Raw genomic sequence first — 18,400 nt, 5'->3', positions numbered from 1 at the left:
CTCAGCCGAGCTCCATGTCACCGGCCTCGTTGAGCGGCATTACGGGATTCCACGCGACCTCCCAGTGGTGGCCATCGGGATCCGCGAAGTAGCCGCTGTGCCCGCCCCAGAAGACATCCTGCGCAGGTTTCAGGATCTTTCCGCCCGCCCGCTCCGCTGTCGCGAGCACTTCCGCAACCTCCTCCTTGGAACGGACATTGTGGGCAATGGTGATCCCCGCGAAGCCGCTCGCTGGCTGGGTGTCGGGCGAAATGTCGGCACAGAGGGAGTTCAGGCCGAAGAGGCTCAGCTTGGTGCCGCTCATATTGAAAAACGCCACCTCCTCGCCGTCCTTGTAATTCGTCGGCCAGCCCAGGCCATCCCGGTAAAAAGCCACGGAGCGGGGGAGATCGGCGACGCCGAGGGTGAGGAGGGTAATGCGCGGGTCCATCGGTGGTTCTGGGCTCGATCATGGGGCTGGGACGGGATGCCGTCGATCCCATTCCCGGCGCTGGACGGGCGGGGTCCGGGCTGGCATGAACCGGGCATGTCCGATGTGCTTCTGATCCGCCAGGTCCGTGTGGTTTCCGAAAATTCGCCCGCTTTCCAAGAAGCGGACGTGCTGGTGGAGAAGGGGATCATCAAGCAGGTCGCCCCCGGCCTCACGGCCCCGGAGGGTGCCAAGGTGATCGAAGGCAAGAACCGCCTGCTGATGCCGGCGATGTTCGATGCCCACGTGCATTTCCGCGAGCCCGGCTTCGAGGCGAAGGAGGACATCGCCAGCGGATCCGAGGCCGCGATCAATGGCGGCATCACCGGCATTGTCATGATGCCGAACACCGCCCCCGCGATCGATTCCGCCACGGTGGTGAAGATGGTGCTCGATAAGGCAAAGGCTGTCTCCCGCATCCCGATTTACACGTCCGGCTGCATCACCAAGGGCCGCGAGGGCAAGGAACTCGCCGCGATCGACGGCATGCGCGCGCTGGGCGTGAAGATGCTCACCGATGACGGCGATGGCGTGGGCGACCCCGCCGTGCTGTATCGCGCGATGCAGTATGCCAGCGAGTTCGGCATGTTCTTCGCCAGCCACTGTGAGGTCCATGAACTCGCCGGTCCGCGCGCCCTGAATGAAGGTGCGATGTCCTACCGCCTCGGCATCAAGGGCAGCCCCGCTTGTGCGGAGGAAATCATGATCGATCGCGATATCCGCCTCGCCCACGCCACCGGCGCGCACATCCACATCCAGCACGTCTCGAGCAAGCTCGGCATGGAAACGATCAAGTGGTGGAAGGATCGCGGCGACGTGAAGGTGACCGCTGAAGTGGCACCGCATCACCTGATGTTCCGCGATGAGGACATCGGCAACTACGATACCCACTACAAGATGAACCCGCCGCTGCGCACGGCGGAAGACAATGCCGCGCTGCTGGAGGGACTGAAGACAGGCATCTTCGACCTGCTGGCCACCGATCACGCGCCGCACACGCCTTTCGAGAAGGCACAGGATTTCACCAGCGCCCCGAATGGCATTACCGGCATGGACACCGCGCTGGTCTCCATGTTCGACCGCTTCGTCTCCCGCGGCGAGCTCGGCTGGGATGTGATCGTGAAGCGCTACTCCGCCGAACCGCGCCGCCTCATGGGTCTCGAACCCGTGCCGGTGGAGGAGGGGGGGACCGCCGAGTTCATCCTCTTCGATCCCGAGGGCAGCACGACCTTCACGGCCGAGTTCATGAAGTCGAAGAGCCGGAACACCCCCTTCCTCGACAAGACCCTGAAGGGCAGCGTCGACCTGGTGGTGTTCGATGGGAAAGTGCTCCTCGAGCGTTGATCCGATTCCGGTTCCTTCCACCTTCTCCCAAGAAATCCGTTGTTCGCCCGTTAGACGAGCGATGATCCATTGCGGTGTCGGTGATATTGGCAGGCGTTTGCTTCTGGCCCTGATGCTGGTGCCGGGATTACCGCCTCTGCATGGTGAGGAAGCCGCTGCCAGCGGCACCGCCGTGATCCGCCCGAAGGTGATCACGGAACCGGTGCCGCACGATTCGGATGATCCGGCCATCTGGATCAATCCCGCCGATCCTTTGAAGAGCTTGGTGCTCGGCACCGACAAGAACACGGATGGCGGGCTCTTCGCTTTCGGCCTCGATGGCAAGATCGTCAAGCGCGTCGGCGGCCTGAAACGGCCCAACAATGTGGATGTCCTCAGCGGCTTCCAGCTCGGGGGCAAGCAGGTGGACATCGCCGTGCTCACGGAGCGGGAGATGCAGCGCCTGCGGGTCTTCCTCCTCCCGGATCTCACCCCTCTTGATCGTGGGGATCTCGTCGTCTTTGATGGGGATGCGGAGCGTGCGCCGATGGGCATCGCCCTCTATCAACGGCCGCGCGACCACGCATCCTTCGCCATCGTCGGTGGCAAGAGCGGGCCGAAGGACGGCTACCTCTGGCAGTATCGCCTGAAGGACGACGGGCAGGGGCAGGTGAAGATGTCACTCGCCCGGAAATTCGGCAGCTTCACTGGCGAGAAAGAGATCGAATCTATCGCGGTGGATTCAGCGGCAGGATCGGTCTTCTATTCGGATGAGACCTACGGCGTCCGCGAGTATGCCGCGGATCCGGATGCTCCTGACGCAGCGGTCGAACGCTCCGTCACCGGTCGCGATGGCTTCACCAAGGACCGCGAGGGGATTTCCATCTACCCCACCGGTAACCGTAGCGGCTACCTGCTGGTCTCCGACCAGGCGGCAAACTCTTTCCGCATTTTCCGCAGGGAGATCGGCGATGGCTCCCACGCCTTCCTGAAGTCGGTCCAAGTAGTTGCTACAGATAGTGACGGCAGCGATGTGACGGCGGTCCCTCTAGGGCCTGATTTCCCGAAGGGACTCTTCGTCGCGATGTCCGCGGACCGCACTTATCATTTCTACTCTTGGGAGGACATCGCCGGCGCCGGGCTTTCGCTTTCCCCGGACAATGGGCCCTAACAAAAATATTCCCGAAAAATCCCCAAGGATCTCCGGGGCCGCGCGTTTGGGGCTGCATGCGTTCAGCTTGGACCTGGAAACTGGGGATCACCTCATCCGTCGGAATGATGCTCGGGGCGACATCCCGCGTGCGTGCTGAAGAGTCGGAGCAGCCTTTGCCGCCTCTGGTGGTGGAGGCCATGAGGCCCGGCACGATAGAGGTGGAGCGCATGGCTTCGCCCGTCCCCATGGCAGGCCTTAGCCAGGAAGAACTGGAAGAACGCCCGGCCCTCCAACTCGGTGACGCACTGAAGTATGCTCCCGGCGTTTACCTGAACGGGAACATCAATGAGAACGACGACCTGCAACTCCGCGGCATGCCGAAGGGCTACTCCCGCACCCAGATCAGCGGTGTTTCAATCCCGGAAGGATCAGGGGAGGCCCGGGAGTTCCAGCTGAACCGCTTGCCCACCGGGCTCTTCAAAGAAGCCAAGATCATCCGGAATCCCACCGCCGAATATGAGAGTGATGGCATCGCCGGACGCCTCGAACTCGAGACGATCGATATCCCTACCAGCTTCTCCGGCGACGTTCATCTCGGCTACGGTGCCCGCAACCGGGAAACCCCGCTTTGGGATGGCTCCGTGCTCCTCGGCGGACGGCCGGTCGAGTGGTTCGGCACGCTCGCCGCATTCAGCTACGGGCTGGATCCCACGCTGAAGGTGAAGAACACCTTCGACTACGCCGCCAATGGCCAACTCAAGAAAGGCAGCGTGCGCCATGAGGACACTCCGGTGGAAACCTACTCGGCTTTCCTCGATGCAGGCTTCTTCTACGAAGGCGGCGAGTTTCACATCAAGCCGCTCTACCTCCGCCGCGAGATCGAGAAGCGCAGCCAAAAGAGCGGGATCGATTACACCAAGGCCGCGAGCAAGGACGAGAGTTTTGATGACGATGCCGAAGACCGCCGCGAACAAACGGAAGGCGCGACCGCGACCAGCGTCCATCGCTGGTCGGAGGATGCCCGCCAGGAATCCGTGATGGCCTATTACAAGTCCTTCGAACGCATGCCGCGCTCCCTCACGGATTCCTACAAGGAGAGTGGCGGCGTGATGACTTACGATGGCAGCTCGCTGGAGGACTACTACAAGGAGGATGAGACCTTCGATTTCCAGACCAAGACCATCCTCGATCTCGCCACACCCCTGAAGCAGCAAGTCCGCTTCGGCATCGCAGCCCGTGCCAAGAACCGCGAGAGCGATTCCCATCTCCGCGAATTTGACGATGCCGGCGTGGTGACCGATCTGACTACTCCGGCCGACCGCTATCGCCTGAGCGAGGATTACATCGCCGGCTTCGTGCAGGATCAGATCTGGCTCACGGAGGACCTCAGCCTCCTGCCGGGACTCCGCGCGGAGCACATGAAGCTCGATTCACGTGACGGCGGGACCCGCCAGTCCTCACGTTCCACCATGGACTGGAATCCGGCCTTGCACGCGCTCTACCAGCCTTCGAAGGAAGTCTCCGTTCATCTCGGGCTCTCCCGCACGGTCAATCGCCCGCAGTTCGATCAGCTTAGCCCTTACCGCCGCATCAATGACGACGACGAGCGCGTGGAGATCGGCAATCCGGATCTCGATCCCGCGAAGAGTTGGAACGTCGACCTCGGGGTGGATTGGAAGAAGGGCCCCTTCTTCATCGCCGCGAATGTCTTCTACAAGGAGATCTCCGACGTCATCCAGGAGGACCGCGCGGGCACCGTCCTCGTCGGTGGGGATACCTATGATCTCTACCAGTCCCGCAATGTCGGCGATGGCTGGCTGAAAGGCGTGGAACTCGATGAGCGCTTCGATCTGGGGGATGCGGGCATCACCTGGCTGGAGGGGCTTTCCCTGTGGTCGAACCAATCCATCTACTCCTCCCGCGTACACTACGCCAGCGGCGCGACCAGTCCCTTTGAGGAGCAACCGGAGTTCATCTCGAACGTCGGCGTGGACTATGAATTCAAAAAGACCGGCACCCGCTTCTCGATCTACGGGAACTTCGTCGATGACTTCGAGTGGTCCGAGACGGATGGCACCCGCATCGGCTACCTGTCCGAATGGATCGTGAACCTGTCTGCCCATCAGCGGCTCGGCGCTGGATTGGAAGCCTTCGTGGAGGTGATCAATCTCTTCGACGAGCAACGCTTCGAGACGGAGACCAAGACCAATGGCGACTTCCGCCACGAAGACATCACCGGCGGCCGTGCGATCCTCGCCGGACTGAACTACCACTTCTGATCCTGCCGTGAAGACTCCATCCCGTTCGCGCGCGCTTGCCGCTGCATTTCTCGGCATCTTCACCTGCGTCGCTGCGGCGGAGCCGAAGGATCCCGTTCCGCTTTTCAACGGTCACGATCTGAAGGGCTGGAAGACGCCCGGGGATGTCGCATGGGCATGGTCCGTGAAGGATGGCGTGATCCGTGGCATCACCGATGAAAAGGCTCACGGCAAGGAACTGTGGAGCGAGAAGGAATACGGCGACTTCGTCCTCGAATTGGACTGGCGCTTTCCCGATCCTCCCGTGAAAAAGATGCTCAAGATCATCCTGCCCAATGGCGACGATGCCTTGAACGAGGACGGCACCAAGAAAAAGGAAGAGCGCCTTGTCGGCGGTGACAGCGGCATCCTGATCCGCGGCGATGTGATGTCGCAGATCAATATTGTCTGCAAGTCCGCGGGCTCGGGCGAACTCTACGGATACCGGAAGAAGAAGCCCGGCATGCCTCCGGAAGTCCGCGCCGCCTGCGTGCCGAAGGAATGCGCGGACCACCACCCGGGAGAGTGGAATCACTTCAAGATCACCGCCAAGGGAGACCACGTCAGCGTGGAGCTCAATGGCAAGCTGGTGATCGATGACGCGCGGATGCCCGGGCTTCCGGAAAGGGGACCCATCGCCCTGCAGCACCACGGCGAAGGCATCGAATTCCGGAATGTGACCCTCCGCGAATAACGCCAACGCCGCGACCCGCGCCGTCGTGGATCTCAATCCCGCTTGCGGCGGCGGGAGCAGAGCAGGCCGCTCACCAGACCGATGCTTCCCAGCATGGCTCCCGAAACTTCGGGAACGGTGGTGGTGAAGTTATCGATCGCCTGACCCTGATACATGTTGATGTACAGGTAAACGCTGTCGTCCGCCGCCAGCTCCGGATTCGTGAAGGTGGAACTGACCGTGCCCAGGACGGCACCGAGGCTTCCATCGGCATTCGCCGCTCTCAGCGTCCCTTCCACGGAATATTGGGACAGCCCGAGGTATTCGACCGCGAAGCTATACTGATACCACTCGTTGGTCGAAGGGAGGTCGCCGGGGATATTGAAGAGCTGCCCGTCAGTGATCCCCCCGTTGACCGGATTGCTCGGTGAGTAGCTCGTGAATCCGATGGCCCCATCGTCCACGCTTCCCGAGGCGAAAAGTATCACCGGCAAGAAGCTGTTTCCTTGGCTTGCCCAGCCTTCGGTCAGGGCAGGGGCCTCTTCGGTGGTGAAGCCGAACTGCCAGAAATTCAGGGCATCGCCACGATAGTAGATGCTGGCGCTCCAGCTCTCCAGATCTCCTGAAAAGGCTTGGTTGAAAGTGATGATCTGCTGGGTGGCGGCGCTGCCATTCATCCCGGAAAGATTCAGGGAGCCGCTCCCGTTCGCGCCACCACTCGCGGACTGCGTGATCGGGCCGCTTTGGCCGGAGGAGAAATTCGCCGCAAACTGGCCGGGGGTATCGAAGTCCAGGACGACGGCTGCTTGGAGGGAACCTAACAAGGCAAGGAAGACGACGGGGATCCGCTTCATATGCCACGCAGGGAAGATCGCGGGAAACGCCATGTCAAGCGAGTCCGGTCGATTAAGATAGGGCGAAGATGACCGCAGAGATACGGAAAATCTTTCGTGAAGAATTCGTCACAAAACCCCGCGAATCCGGACGCAGGATCTACTTCGCCGCCGCGACGAAGGCCTCCAGCAAACGGCCCTGCCGCGCATCACCGGGAAGCATCTTTTCCGGATGCCATTGCACGCCGATCAGGAAGCGCTCCGGATCCGTCGTCTCCGTCGCCTCGACCACGCCATCCGCACCACGGGCGGCGATGCGCAGGCCCTTGCCGGCATCATCCACCGACTGGTGATGGAAGGAATTCACCTCGAACTCCGCATCCCCATAGATCTGCTGCAAGCGTGTGCCGGGCTCCAGCTTCACCGCATGTTTCGTATCCCGATGATTTCCGCCGACTTCCGATGGAATATCCTGCACCAGTGAACCGCCGTGCAGCACGCTGATCCATTGGCTGCCCAGACAGATGCCGAGCAGGGGTTTCTTCGTCTTCTCGATCCACGCCTTCCCGATCGCCTTCTCGAAGCGAAAGCGATTCTGATCCAGGACCTCCACCGTGGGATGCGTTTCCTCGCCATACTCCGCAGGCGGGATGTCCGCACCGCCCGGCAGGAGCAGGCCGTCCAGCTCCTTCAAATACGCATCGATCGCTGCCGGATCATCGTCCTGGTTCGGCAGGATCACCGGCACGCCACCGGCCGCATGGATCGCCCGCACATAGGCCTCCCCATTCACGCTCGCGATGCCGATCAGCGGTGCTCGCGAGGATTTCTCCTGCGGCAGATTACCCGTCGCCGTCTCGTGGCGATCGCAGGAAAACAGTCCGGTCACCGCGAGAAAAAGGGCGGCAGCGCGGCAAATCCGGGAGCGGTGATTCATCTTCCGACAGGATGGGGGAGCGGTCGGAATTGGCGAGTGCCCACTGCTCCCGGTGACGCGATGGCTGAAAACCACCCCTTCGCCTCGCGAACGTTTGTTTCGCGTCATGCCTTCGTAGTTACGATGCGGTGACGAGTGGCTGCTACGTGCTTTTGCGCAAAAAGGTCGCCTCAGGTTTTTATTGCCCCTCCCCAAAATAGGGGTCTATCGTCGCGCCCCGCCGTCACGTCCTTCCTTGTGCAAGGTGCCGGAAGCATGCGACGGCGGAAGCATCGCATTTCCAGCAATGAATCCGGACCGCGCGACCCTTAATTTCCTAAATAGTTTCCCTGAAGACGCCCGAAAACGAGGCGAGAAGCTCCAAAAGGACGGCGCCGTCACCCAGATTTTCGGGAATCACCTCTTCATCCAAGGGCGCGTCGAGGACGAGTCGGGAACCTTCCGCACCAGCCTCCGCCTGCAGGGCAACCGCTGGTTCGGCTCCTGTACCGCGGAAGACGAGCTGATCTCCGGCGCGTGCCAATACGCGACCATGATGGAGCGCATGCACCGCGGGGAAGACCTCCCGGAGTCGCCCAATGAATTCGACGACACCCCGATCCTCGACATCATCGAGGACAAGCTCGGCCGCGAACTGGACGACAAGGAAGCCGACTTCGTTTCCAAGATCGAGAAGCGCTATCGCCGCTACGTGATCGAAGGCGAACTGCACGACCACGACATGGTCCGCATCACGCCTCGCTGGGAAATCACCACCTACGAGCCGCTCGAACTGTGGCCGATGCCGCCGGGCGATATCCTCGAGTTCTGGAACTACCTGGCCTACGCTTTCTACAAGAAGAAGCTCCCTTACCCGGAGTTCATGAACGTGATCACCGATCTGGCCCACGTTCAGAAGAAAATGGCGGATTGGGAGCAGGAGCGCGAGGTCGCTTCCTGGTACGACCGCATCGAGCAGGTCAACGAGCGCCCGCCTCAGGATCCGCCGATCGAGGTGGCCTTCCGCCTTGTCGCGACGATCAACGAGGCACGCATCGAGGTGAAGGAAGGCGTCAACGGCCTCTGGACCCAGATCCGTGAGAAAAACGAGATCGAGCGCCTGGTGCAGATGCACCATCAGGCCGCCCTCCGCATGGATGCCTCCAGCCAGGTCCTGTGGGAGCACTTCCTTTCCTACTACCGCGATCAGAACGAGACCACCTTCGACTTCGATCAGGAAGAAGCCTGCCGCTTCATGAACCGCGTCTTCCGCCAGCCAGCCCTGAAGGGCTATCTGGTGAACCTCGACGAACGCGAGTTCAAGGTCGTCACCGAGGCCCTCAAGTGGGTCTGCGAGGACGATCCATACGATCCGAATAGCTTCGCGCTGCAACTCGTCACGGATAGCGGCGAGAATGTCTCCCACTCCGTCCGCATGCTGCCGGGCCGCAAGGAGCTCTATCAATCCGACGAAACGGTATTCCCCGGACCTCCGCGCTGGCTGGAGGAGACCGAAGTCATGCCGCGCTACCTCATTCCGAAGCGCGTCATCGACTCGCTGGAAGGCGTGGAATTCCTCCGCAAGATCGGTGCCTCCTTGCCGGAGTCGCTGAAGAAGCGGGTCGTTGATCTGGAGCTGAAGCCGAAGTTCGAGATGAAGCTCGTCGCCGGCCTCACTGCCGCGGAAACCGAGCACCTCGTCATCGATGTCACCGCCATCGAGTCGAAGGAACGCCGCACCGAGCGCCTCACCAAGGAAGGCTGGGAGCTCGTCGAGCAATCCGCGCTCAAGGGCAAGCAGCTCCTGCGCTTCGCCCGTGAAGAACTCTATCCGGTGCCGTCCCTCCTCGATGAGATGGGCCTCACCTACGATGAGAAGCTGCTCTCCTTCAAATCCCGCATCACCAAGCAATTCCCGGAGAAATTCGCGGAGTGGATCAAGGCGATGCCGGAATCCGTGGAGCTCGACATCGACCTCCGCCTCAAGTCGATCTTGAACGACCCGGTCACCGCCGCCGTCCGCTTCGAGGTGATCAACCAGGAGATCGACTGGTTCGACCTGCGCATCGTCATCGATGTGGAAGGCGTCAATCTTTCCAAGGCACAGATCCGCCAGCTCGTCGCCGCACGCGGTGGCTACGTCCGCATGGAGGACGGCTCCTGGATGCGCCTCGAGATCAAGCTCGATGCCGACCAGCGCGAGGCTGTTACCCGCCTGGGTCTGGATCCCTTCGACCTTTCCGGCGAGACGCACCGCATGCACGCGCTGCAGCTTGCCGACCCGAAGGCCGCCGATGTCTTCGACCCGAAGGCATGGAAGCGCATCAAGGATCGCGCCGGCGATATCCAGATCGAGGTCATGCCGGACGTGCCCACGAAGCTGAATGCGACGCTGCGTCCGTATCAGGTCGATGGCTTCCGCTTCCTCGCCTACCTCGCGACGAACGGCTTCGGCGGCATCCTCGCCGACGACATGGGTCTCGGTAAGACGATCCAGTCGCTGACCTACGTCCTCTGGCTCATGGAAGAAGCGGAGCGCGCCAAGGAAGCGCACCGCCCGGTGCTCGTCGTCTGCCCGAAGTCCGTCTTGGACGTCTGGGCCAGCGAGGCCGTGAAGTTCGCTCCCGGCATCCGCGTGAAGGTGCTTCGCAACCGCGAGGACCTCGACGTGAAGGACACCCAGGAAAACATCGACATGCTGGTGCTGAACTACGCCCAGCTGCGCGTCTGCGGTGACCTCCTCAACGAGATCAAGTGGCTCACCACCATCCTCGACGAAGGCCAGCAGATCAAGAACCCGGACTCGAAGGCCGCCAAGTGCGCCCGCGAGCTGGACTCCGCGAACCGCCTGGTCCTCACCGGTACGCCGATCGAAAACCGCCTGCTCGACATGTGGTCGCTCATGGCCTTCGCCATGCCCGGCGTCCTCGGCAGCCGCGCCTACTTCAAGAAGCGCTTCGACAAGCGGAAGGACCCGCTTTCGCAGAACCGCCTCGCCGCCCGACTTCGTCCCTTCCTGCTCCGCCGCACCAAGCTGCAGGTGGCACAGGACCTTCCGCCGAGAACGGAAGAAGAGGTCTACTCCAAGATGGAGAACATCCAGCAGGAGCTCTACAAGGCCGAGCTGAAGCGCATCCAGAAGGCACTCCTCGGACTCGATTCCGATGAAGCGGTGAAGAAGAATTCCTTCGCCATTCTGCAGGGCCTCATGCGCCTTCGCCAGATCTGCTGTCACCCCGGCCTCATCGATCCGAAGTATCTCAAGGAAGAGTCCGCGAAGATGGAGTCCCTCTTCTACCTCCTGGACCAGCTCCACGAGGAAGGCCACAAGGTGCTCGTCTTCTCGCAGTTCGTCTCGATGCTCGACCTCATCAAGGCCCGCCTCGAACTCGAAGCCCGTCCCTTCCACTACCTCACCGGCCAGACGAAGGACCGTAAGGGTGAGATCGAGCGCTTCCAGACCACCAAGGATCCGTCCGTCTTCATGCTCTCGCTGAAGGCCGGTGGCGCCGGTCTGAACCTGACATCCGCCTCCTACGTCATCCTCTACGATCCGTGGTGGAACCCGGCCGTGGAAAACCAGGCCATCGACCGAACCCACCGTATCGGTCAGAAGAACAAGGTCATCGCGTATCGCCTCCTCACCCGCGACACCGTGGAAGAGAAGATCCGCATCCTCCAGCACCAGAAGACCCAGCTCGTCACCAACGTGCTCGGCGACGAAGGCTTCGCGTCGAACCTCGGCCTGGAAGACCTGCAGTTCATCCTCAACCACGGCGGCGAGGACGAAGAGCCAAGCTAAGTTCTTCTCCCAGCTAAACGCATCTCACAAGGCGGCTGCTCCCCAAGGGCAGCCGCCTTTGCTTTTTTCCCAGCGTCGCGCCTGCCTTGAAATACCGGCAAGCAATCCCCCCATAATCGGCCTGAATCATTCCTGCACCCTCTCATCACCGGATATCTCCAGCCTGAACATGAAGAATCCCGGAGGGATTCCAGCCAATAGCCGGTGGTCGAGCGCAGCGAAAACCACCGGTTGGCGCACCCGGAACACCGAACCCCGGATGGGGTTCCAGCGCCGTGACCTCGCGAATAGAGGAGGGAGATTCAGGGACTTGATTGCTCTTCATATTCAATCATCATGATTATGTCCGGTGAATATCACGATCTCATCCAACAATGTCGCCAAGGTGATCTCGGTCGCGACCGCCATCTATTGGGCGATCGCCGGATGGGTTCTGTGGAGCGACAAGAGGACCGGAGATTGGATGGAAAAGGGCGGCCTCTGGATCATCCTCCTCATTTACACCGCCCTCTGCGGGCTGGGCTTTTGGGGAATGCTTGGCCCCGTGGCATTCCAGGCAGCGAAGGCGAACTGGCGGCCCCTCAGCGCGAGGAAAATCGCCAAGACCCTCTGGTGCCTGAGCACGCTTCCGATGGTCCTGATCTGCCTCTCCTTCTATATGGCGCTTGTTTACCGCCGGATGAGCGAGTCCTGAGTCCGATGGATCCGCACCCGCTCCATCCACTGTCAAACCACACCTGTCCTCTCTGCGGCGCGCCCAATGAGTGTGCCGCGGCAATATCGGGTTCCTTCGACACCCCATGCTGGTGCCGCAACATCGTGTTCCCGGACGAGCTTCTGGCAACGGTGCCCGCGGACTTGAAAGGGAAGTCTTGCATCTGCCGGGCATGTGTCGAATCCGCAGCGAATGCCGCCATTCCATCTCCAGAGCAAGTGGCCCCGGATGAAGTGTCACCCTCTCAGTCCCCATGAAACGCCGCCTGCTCCAGCTCCTCCTCATCCTCCCGCCATTGGTGATGGCCTACGCCGCAGGCTGGACGGGTCACGCCATGCAAAGCAGATCGCGGCTCGAATCGGAGCGCGACTATGCCGAAATGAAGCTTCACAAAGATCTCACAAAGCTTCGCCAGCGGTCCTACGGCTCGAACTACTTTCACAGCGAAGGAGTCTTCCCCGAAATCGAAGACCGACTCGCGGCATTCGATCCCGCAACGAGCAATTGCTCGATCATCCTCTCTTACAAAGGCGGAATCGGAGGAGTAGATCGCTCCCTCCGCCTGGATGGCGACGGATCGCTCACCAAGGTGAGGGATGGCGGCACCACGCTCATCACGAAAGTCGATCCTGAGCGATGCAAAGCCTTTTTCCTCGCGACGCTGAAGAGCGGCATCCTGAATTACTCTGAAGCCGTCGTCGGTTTGAAGAAAGACCTCTTATCGCCTGACGGGCTGCGCAGCGTCAACGACCTTCCAGACTCCGAGATGCGGATATCAGTCCCTGAGCTTGGCGTGGAGAAGCTCGTAACCATCTACGCACCCGAATTCGAGGCGGAGAACTATCCCGACATCATCGAGTTCCAAGCCTTCGTCCGCATCCAGAATGAACTCCAGGGATTCGCGCCCTCGGGATACCCGCTGTGGAGGTAGCCGAAACCTGAACACGGCGAGAATCATGAAACTCAGCGAAGTGACCCGATTCGTGGCCGGAGAGATCGGCTGCGATCCCTCCAAGCTGACTCCGGCCACACGTCTGCTTGAAGACCTGGGCATCGATGGGGACGATGCCGCAGAGCTGATGGAGAGCTTCGCCTTTCGTTTCGCGGTTGATCTAACAGGCTACGATCATCGCCGACATTTCGGTCCGGAGGCGGGATGGAGTCCGGTTGTGATTCATCCCTCCGCACCCCTGATCCCAATCACGATCATTCGCTTGGCCGAGGCGGCGGAGACAGGGCATTGGGTGACCTAGTGCCGCGGTTGCTTTTCTGCATCCTCCTTCACACCCCGCGAAACTTCTGTTCTAGATGACCCATGCCTGTGGTCGGCCCTCCGACAAGTTCCCTCCGATATCGCTCCACACCGCCGCTTGCCATGAAATCCCGTCGCTCCTTCCTCGTCATGTTGTTCGGCTTGCTGCCGTCAGGTCTGTCGGCCTCCATGACCCGTGCCACCCCGAAGCGGGACCTCAGCGGTACCATCGTGGAAATCCACAAGCGACGACCCATCATCGTCCTGCAGAACTTTCAAGGCTGGGACCGCGAGCAAACAACCAGAGCCGCAGCAGCGGGGGAGGAAGCGGATGTCCAGCGATGGCTCAAGGGATTGGGCCCGAAGCAAGCTGCGATCTATTTAAAGGAGGAGGACATGAAGAGTCTGAAAGAGGGCATGACCATCAGAATCAAGGCTTACCGCTACGCCTTCTCACACCCCGGCAATGGCCATGCACCTGTCTCCCTTTGGTGCAGCTATGATGAGCTGAAAGTGGAAAAGGGACGCTGATCCTCCTTTGTGGTTGCACACGCGGACAGCCAGCCCGCCACGAGCAGGCATGAACAGCATGCATGGATGCCAGAGCTGTAGCCCCGGACTTTCCGATCACGCCCGGAAGCCGGATTGACATTCCGGGCTCCACTGGGCTCTGGTGGAATTGATCATCCGGGAAATCCCGAAAGCCATGCACATCGCCGACCCTCGCCAAGTCCCTGCCGGTGTCTTTCTCTACACCCTGCGGCCCCTTCGCCTCGCCATGCTCACGGAAGGCCCCACGCCGGAGGAGCAGGCGCTGGCCGGCCAGCATTGGGAATACTCCATCGATCTGCTGAAGCGCGGCATCCTCTCCTTCGCCGGTCGCACCACCTTGCCGGATGCGGATTGCTTTGCCATCGCAGTCATCCGCGCGGGATCGGAGCGCGAGGCGGACTCGATCATGAATGCCGATCCCGCCGTGGCCGGCGGCGTCTTCACCGCGAAGCTCTATCCCTTCCAACCGATGCTGATGGGCGAGTGGCCCGCGAAGGAAATCGCGGTGTCGTATGATTGAAAGCCCAAGCGTCGCCTCCCCATGGACCCCTTCAATCTAAAGAAAGAGCAATCGGCCGTATTCGATGGCCATCTGATCACCCGGATCGAAGGCCTTTTGAGCAAGACGACCCACGTGATCAGACGCCGACCGGCGGAGCCCGGGATACTGGCTTTCTCCGCTGACGTGTTTGACCAGCAGTGGGACTTTGACTTGGATCTTGATGACGAGCCCTTCATCAGGCTCGCCCGCACGGCGGATGGAGAAGTTACCGAGGATGTTTTCCCAGTGGAGAGCACGCGTTTTGACAGGACACCTGTTCCTCTGCCACGCCCTCAGGGCGAGCTTGGGATTCCTGAGAGACTGGCCTTCCGTATCCCCGGGGATGCAGAATTGCCCGGAGATGACCAGACCAGGTCGACCACCGTGGAGGTGCATTTCTTCAACGATCTGCCGATTCCTCGGGCTTGAGCGTCTTTCAAATGCCGCATCTTGGAATCCGGAAATGAGCACGACTCGTTCCGAGCGAGGTCCTGCCTACGCAGGGCTCGCGCTTTGCATTGCCAACGGGGACCACTGAAGCAGTTTGGGCAGTCCTCTCCGTCTGTTAAACTCCGTGGATGTCCATTCTTCCCACGCACCGTCTCGGCCCTCATTGCCGGGGCGGTGCTGCGCATGGCCACCTGTTAATTTTCCACTTTCTAGCAGGCGGAACAGGCGCCGCCCCCACACCGATCATCGGGTCAAAACGGCCACGCCGTGCTCCACACGCTCGCCTTCGCGCAGCGGATGACTTCCTCCTCGTCGTTCATCCGCTTGAGGGGATGCGTCGCTTTCAGGGCCTCGGTCCCGCGGGCCACCGCCCGCCATTCGATGGCCATGCCCGTGAGGCGGAGCAGGGTCCACATGGCCATTACACCGATTGCCCCGGCGACCGCCCACCCGGCAGGGACACGCTTGGAAAGAATGGCAAACACCGCGATCACGCCCACCAGCGCCGGAAGGACACGGGTGAGGAAGGAGCCCTTGTAGCGGGATTTCGCCAAGGTATCGCCTTCCTTCTCCAGCAGCATCAGCCCGCACTCGCGCACCGCATTGCCGAGTGCCGCGGCGTGCGTCTCATTGCCCCGGCGGCCGGGGGGAAGCCCCATCCGCTGGCGCAGGTCCTTCACGCTGATCTCGCAGTCACGGCGCATCCCTTCATAGCGCACGCGGGTCCAGAACCAATGCCGGCCCGCCCATGCAGCGACGAGCGGGATCAGGGAGAGGAGAATGACGAGCTTCCACACGGTGCCAAGAGATCAACGTTTCCCACCTCCGGCGGCAAGCCATGCCTTCGGGTCATCCGGCCAGGGATGCTTGGGATAGCGTCCGGCCAAGTCCTTTTTCATCTGGAGATAACCATTTGCCCAGAAGCTGGAGAGATCCTTCGTCATTTGCCATGGCCGCTGGTTCGGTGCCAGGATGTGGACCAGCAGTGGCGCCCGGCCGTTTGCAATCGCCGGGGTCGCCCACACGCCGAAGAGATCCTTCCACCGCAGCGCGATCCACGGGTCCTTGCCGATCTCGTAGGTGATCTTCGGGTTCTGTCCGTTGGCCAGCGTGATCCGCTCCGGCGCGTAGGAATCCAGCGCTGCACGTTGCGGGGCGCTCAGCCACTCGCGCAGTACCGGCCAGACCTGGCGTTCCTTGATGTCCTTGTAGCCGAGCGCGCCATGGCAGATCTGCGCCACCGCAGCCGCGCGGTCTTCATCCGACCAACCGGGCAGCTCCAGCTCCGGCATCCAATTGCCCAGGCAGGAAAGCCGCGCGCACCACTGGTCCACCGCGGCGTCCCAATTCTTCAGCACCAGCTCACCGGAAAGCACCTTCGCCGCCAGAATCTCCGCCGCGGCATCCAGGTTCACCCCGTGGTCGCTTTCCTTCGACTCCAGCACCAGGTCGCGGAAGCGGGTCTCCTTCTTTGCAACGACCCTTCTACGAGGTTCATCGTAGCTCGCGCCATCACTGAAGGTGAAGTCTTCCGGAAAGAGCTCTTTCAACCACGCGGGATCGATCGCCGTCGCACGGCGGAGCTGCACGGTGACCTCGCGGCCCTCGACCTCGGTGATCTCCGCGGCCACGAAAGCCGCGGCTTTCTTCGCCGCACTCTCATCATCCAGCTTGCCCTTCCGCTTGCCGACCACGCGGCAGGCCAGGGTGGCATCGCCGAAGCGAACCGCCAGCCGGTCGCTGAAAGAGGCCAGCATCGCCCGGCCCACGGCTTCGCGGCGCTTGGCGAAATCAACCCCCTCCCACGGCCAGCCCCGCTGCAGGGCGAGCCGGTGGAGCCGGTCAAATCCCTGGGCGATCTCCCGCGCGCCGCGTCCATGGATCCCCAGCGGGGCACAGCGCCGGGCATCGAAATCCATCCCGGCCGCGGAATCGAAGGCACGCCACTCGGCCTCGAAATCGCTGCCATCACCGTCGAAGACGAAATCCTTCCGGCCGATCCCGCCGCGCTTCGAAACGAAGATCCCTTCGCCCTGCACCGCGGCGGCGATGAAAGCCATCTCCGCCACGCAGCCCTGCTCCGCGCCCGCCAGCATCAGCCGTGCATAGCGCGGCTCCAGCGGCAGGGCCGCCATCGAGCGACCCTCGTCGGTCAGGACTCCATGGGCATCCAGAGCGCCGAGGTCATGCAGCAGGGACTCCGCGCGGACCAGGCTCTCCTCCAGCGGGGCATCCAGCCAGCGGAAGTCCCGGACCTCGGAAATACCCGCGGCTTTCAAAAGCAGCACCACCTCGGCCAAATCCACCCGCCGCACCTCCGGCGCATCGAAGCCTTCGCGGCGGGCATGCTCGCTCTCGCTCCACAGGCGGAAGGCACGACCCGGACCGGTGCGTCCGGCACGGCCCGCCCGCTGCTCTGCGGAGGCCCGGGAAATCTTCCGGATCAGCAGGGTGTCGATTCCCCGGCGCGGGTCAAAACTGGCCTCCCGGGCCAGTCCCGCATCGATCACGGTGCGCACCCCCTCGATTGTGAGGGAGGTTTCCGCCACATTCGTGGAGACGATGATCTTCGGGCGCTTGCCCGGGGAAACCGCCGCCTCTTGAGCAGCGGGAGGCAGGCCGCCGTGAAGCGGGAAAATGTCGCGATCCCTTGCAAACGAGGAATTTTCGAGAGTTTCCACGGTTTTTCTAATCTCGTGCATCCCGGGCAGGAAGCAGAGCACATCACCGGCATCCGGCAGGGAAAGCGCCTCCTTGGCCACGGTGGCAATCCGTTCCCAAACCGGGGTTTCCACAACCGGGCCACCGCGGCGGTCATTCACTTTCGGTCGCTCCGGGCGGTAGGCCACCTCGATTGGGAAAGTCCGTCCGCCCGCCTCCAGCATCTTCACCGGCGCCAGATAATCGGCCAGTCCGCGGGTTTCCAAGGTGGCGGACATGACCATGATCCGGAGGTCCGGGCGGGACGTTTCTTGGAGGTCCAGACAGCGTCCGAGCGCCACATCCACGGCCAGGCGGCGTTCGTGGAATTCGTCGAAAACCACCGCGCCGACCCCGCTCAGCTCCGGATCTTCCTGCAGCCAGCGCTGGAAAACCCCGTCCGTCATGTAGATCAGGCGGGTGTCGCGGCCATATTTGGTGTCAAACCGCACCGCATAGCCCACTTCACCCCCCAAGGAGCTGCCGCGGAGCTTTGCCACCCACCCTGCGAGCAGGCGCGCGGCCATGCGCCGGGGCTCGATCACGAGAATTCGTCCAGAAAACCCGGCATCCATGAGCATTCCGGGCACCGCTGTGGATTTTCCCGACCCCGTGGGGGCTTTCAGCAAAATGCGATCCTGCTGACCAGAGGCCACGGCCGCCTTCAAATCCTCCTCAATCTCATGAACCGGCAAACGCACGCCAACGCGATAGCGGCCAAGCA

General features: G+C 61.8%; 17 protein-coding genes. 12 read left to right on the top strand and 5 right to left on the bottom strand.

Features of this window, described 5'->3' with window-relative positions:
* Position 1 precedes the first annotated feature (1 nt).
* Positions 2 to 430 carry a VOC family protein gene (locus tag HHL09_RS25395; protein ID WP_169457457.1) on the bottom strand — a complete coding sequence of 143 codons (429 nt, stop codon included), beginning with the start codon at positions 428 to 430 and terminating at the stop codon, positions 2 to 4.
* Between the two features lie 96 nt (positions 431 to 526).
* Between HHL09_RS25395 and HHL09_RS25390 the strand changes: the two genes are divergently transcribed.
* The 4 genes from HHL09_RS25390 (at position 527) to HHL09_RS25375 (ending at position 5,936) form a co-directional block, all read left to right on the top strand.
* The gene (locus tag HHL09_RS25390) at positions 527 to 1,813 is read left to right on the top strand and encodes a dihydroorotase (protein ID WP_169457456.1); all 1,287 of its coding nucleotides are present in this window, start codon (positions 527 to 529) and stop codon (positions 1,811 to 1,813) included.
* Between the two features lie 61 nt (positions 1,814 to 1,874).
* Positions 1,875 to 2,963: a phytase gene (locus tag HHL09_RS25385; RefSeq protein WP_205760942.1), complete on the top strand. Its 1,089-nt coding sequence runs from the start codon at positions 1,875 to 1,877 to the stop codon at positions 2,961 to 2,963.
* A gap of 56 nt (positions 2,964 to 3,019) precedes the next feature.
* Complete coding sequence (locus tag HHL09_RS25380) at positions 3,020 to 5,224, top strand: TonB-dependent receptor plug domain-containing protein (protein WP_169457455.1); 2,205 nt, start codon at positions 3,020 to 3,022, stop codon at positions 5,222 to 5,224.
* Between the two features lie 7 nt (positions 5,225 to 5,231).
* Entirely contained in the window at positions 5,232 to 5,936 is a 705-nt protein-coding gene (locus HHL09_RS25375; RefSeq protein WP_169457454.1) for a 3-keto-disaccharide hydrolase, read from the top strand.
* 32 nt (positions 5,937 to 5,968) lie between these two features.
* On the opposite strand, the gene HHL09_RS25370 is transcribed toward HHL09_RS25375, so the two are convergent.
* Positions 5,969 to 6,769: a hypothetical protein gene (locus HHL09_RS25370; protein WP_169457453.1), complete on the bottom strand. Its 801-nt coding sequence runs from the start codon at positions 6,767 to 6,769 to the stop codon at positions 5,969 to 5,971.
* A 139-nt stretch (positions 6,770 to 6,908) separates the two neighbouring features.
* Positions 6,909 to 7,685, bottom strand: coding sequence for a gamma-glutamyl-gamma-aminobutyrate hydrolase family protein (locus HHL09_RS25365; RefSeq protein ID WP_169457452.1), 777 nt, complete (start codon positions 7,683 to 7,685; stop codon positions 6,909 to 6,911).
* Between the two features lie 286 nt (positions 7,686 to 7,971).
* On the opposite strand from HHL09_RS25365, the gene HHL09_RS25360 reads away from it, so the two are divergent.
* From HHL09_RS25360 to HHL09_RS25325, 8 genes are all read left to right on the top strand, one after another.
* Positions 7,972 to 11,466, top strand: a complete 3,495-nt coding sequence (locus tag HHL09_RS25360; RefSeq protein WP_169457451.1) for a DEAD/DEAH box helicase — start codon at positions 7,972 to 7,974, stop codon at positions 11,464 to 11,466.
* Between the two features lie 349 nt (positions 11,467 to 11,815).
* Positions 11,816 to 12,160 (top strand): hypothetical protein, encoded by a 345-nt coding sequence (locus HHL09_RS25355; protein ID WP_169457450.1) that lies wholly within the window; start codon positions 11,816 to 11,818, stop codon positions 12,158 to 12,160.
* Between the two features lie 5 nt (positions 12,161 to 12,165).
* A complete protein-coding gene (locus tag HHL09_RS26880) occupies positions 12,166 to 12,438 on the top strand; it encodes a cysteine-rich CWC family protein (RefSeq protein ID WP_169457449.1) in 273 nt (90 codons plus the stop codon).
* Positions 12,435 to 13,112 (top strand): hypothetical protein, encoded by a 678-nt coding sequence (locus HHL09_RS25345; protein WP_169457448.1) that lies wholly within the window; start codon positions 12,435 to 12,437, stop codon positions 13,110 to 13,112. Before HHL09_RS26880 ends, HHL09_RS25345 begins: the two co-directional genes overlap by 4 nt.
* 25 nt (positions 13,113 to 13,137) lie before the next feature.
* Positions 13,138 to 13,434, top strand: coding sequence for a DUF1493 family protein (locus tag HHL09_RS25340; RefSeq protein WP_169457447.1), 297 nt, complete (start codon positions 13,138 to 13,140; stop codon positions 13,432 to 13,434).
* A 122-nt stretch (positions 13,435 to 13,556) separates the two neighbouring features.
* The gene (locus HHL09_RS25335) at positions 13,557 to 13,964 is read left to right on the top strand and encodes a hypothetical protein (RefSeq protein WP_169457446.1); all 408 of its coding nucleotides are present in this window, start codon (positions 13,557 to 13,559) and stop codon (positions 13,962 to 13,964) included.
* A 175-nt stretch (positions 13,965 to 14,139) separates the two neighbouring features.
* Complete coding sequence (locus HHL09_RS25330) at positions 14,140 to 14,505, top strand: YciI family protein (RefSeq protein ID WP_169457445.1); 366 nt, start codon at positions 14,140 to 14,142, stop codon at positions 14,503 to 14,505.
* A gap of 21 nt (positions 14,506 to 14,526) precedes the next feature.
* A complete protein-coding gene (locus tag HHL09_RS25325) occupies positions 14,527 to 14,955 on the top strand; it encodes a hypothetical protein (protein ID WP_169457444.1) in 429 nt (142 codons plus the stop codon).
* Between the two features lie 272 nt (positions 14,956 to 15,227).
* Here the strand turns inward: HHL09_RS25325 and HHL09_RS25320 are convergent, their stop codons facing one another.
* Together HHL09_RS25320 and hrpB are read right to left on the bottom strand one after the other, a co-directional pair.
* Positions 15,228 to 15,773 (bottom strand): zinc metallopeptidase, encoded by a 546-nt coding sequence (locus HHL09_RS25320; protein ID WP_169457443.1) that lies wholly within the window; start codon positions 15,771 to 15,773, stop codon positions 15,228 to 15,230.
* Positions 15,774 to 15,785: 12 nt separating this feature from the next.
* A complete protein-coding gene (gene hrpB, locus HHL09_RS25315; RefSeq protein ID WP_277349187.1) occupies positions 15,786 to 18,377 on the bottom strand; it encodes an ATP-dependent helicase HrpB in 2,592 nt (863 codons plus the stop codon).
* Positions 18,378 to 18,400: the final 23 nt, after the last annotated feature.

Origin of the sequence: Luteolibacter luteus (assembly GCF_012913485.1) — a bacterium.
Taxonomy (GTDB): Bacteria; Verrucomicrobiota; Verrucomicrobiia; order Verrucomicrobiales; family Akkermansiaceae; genus Haloferula; species Haloferula lutea.
This window is presented reverse-complemented; position numbering and strand designations above follow the sequence as displayed.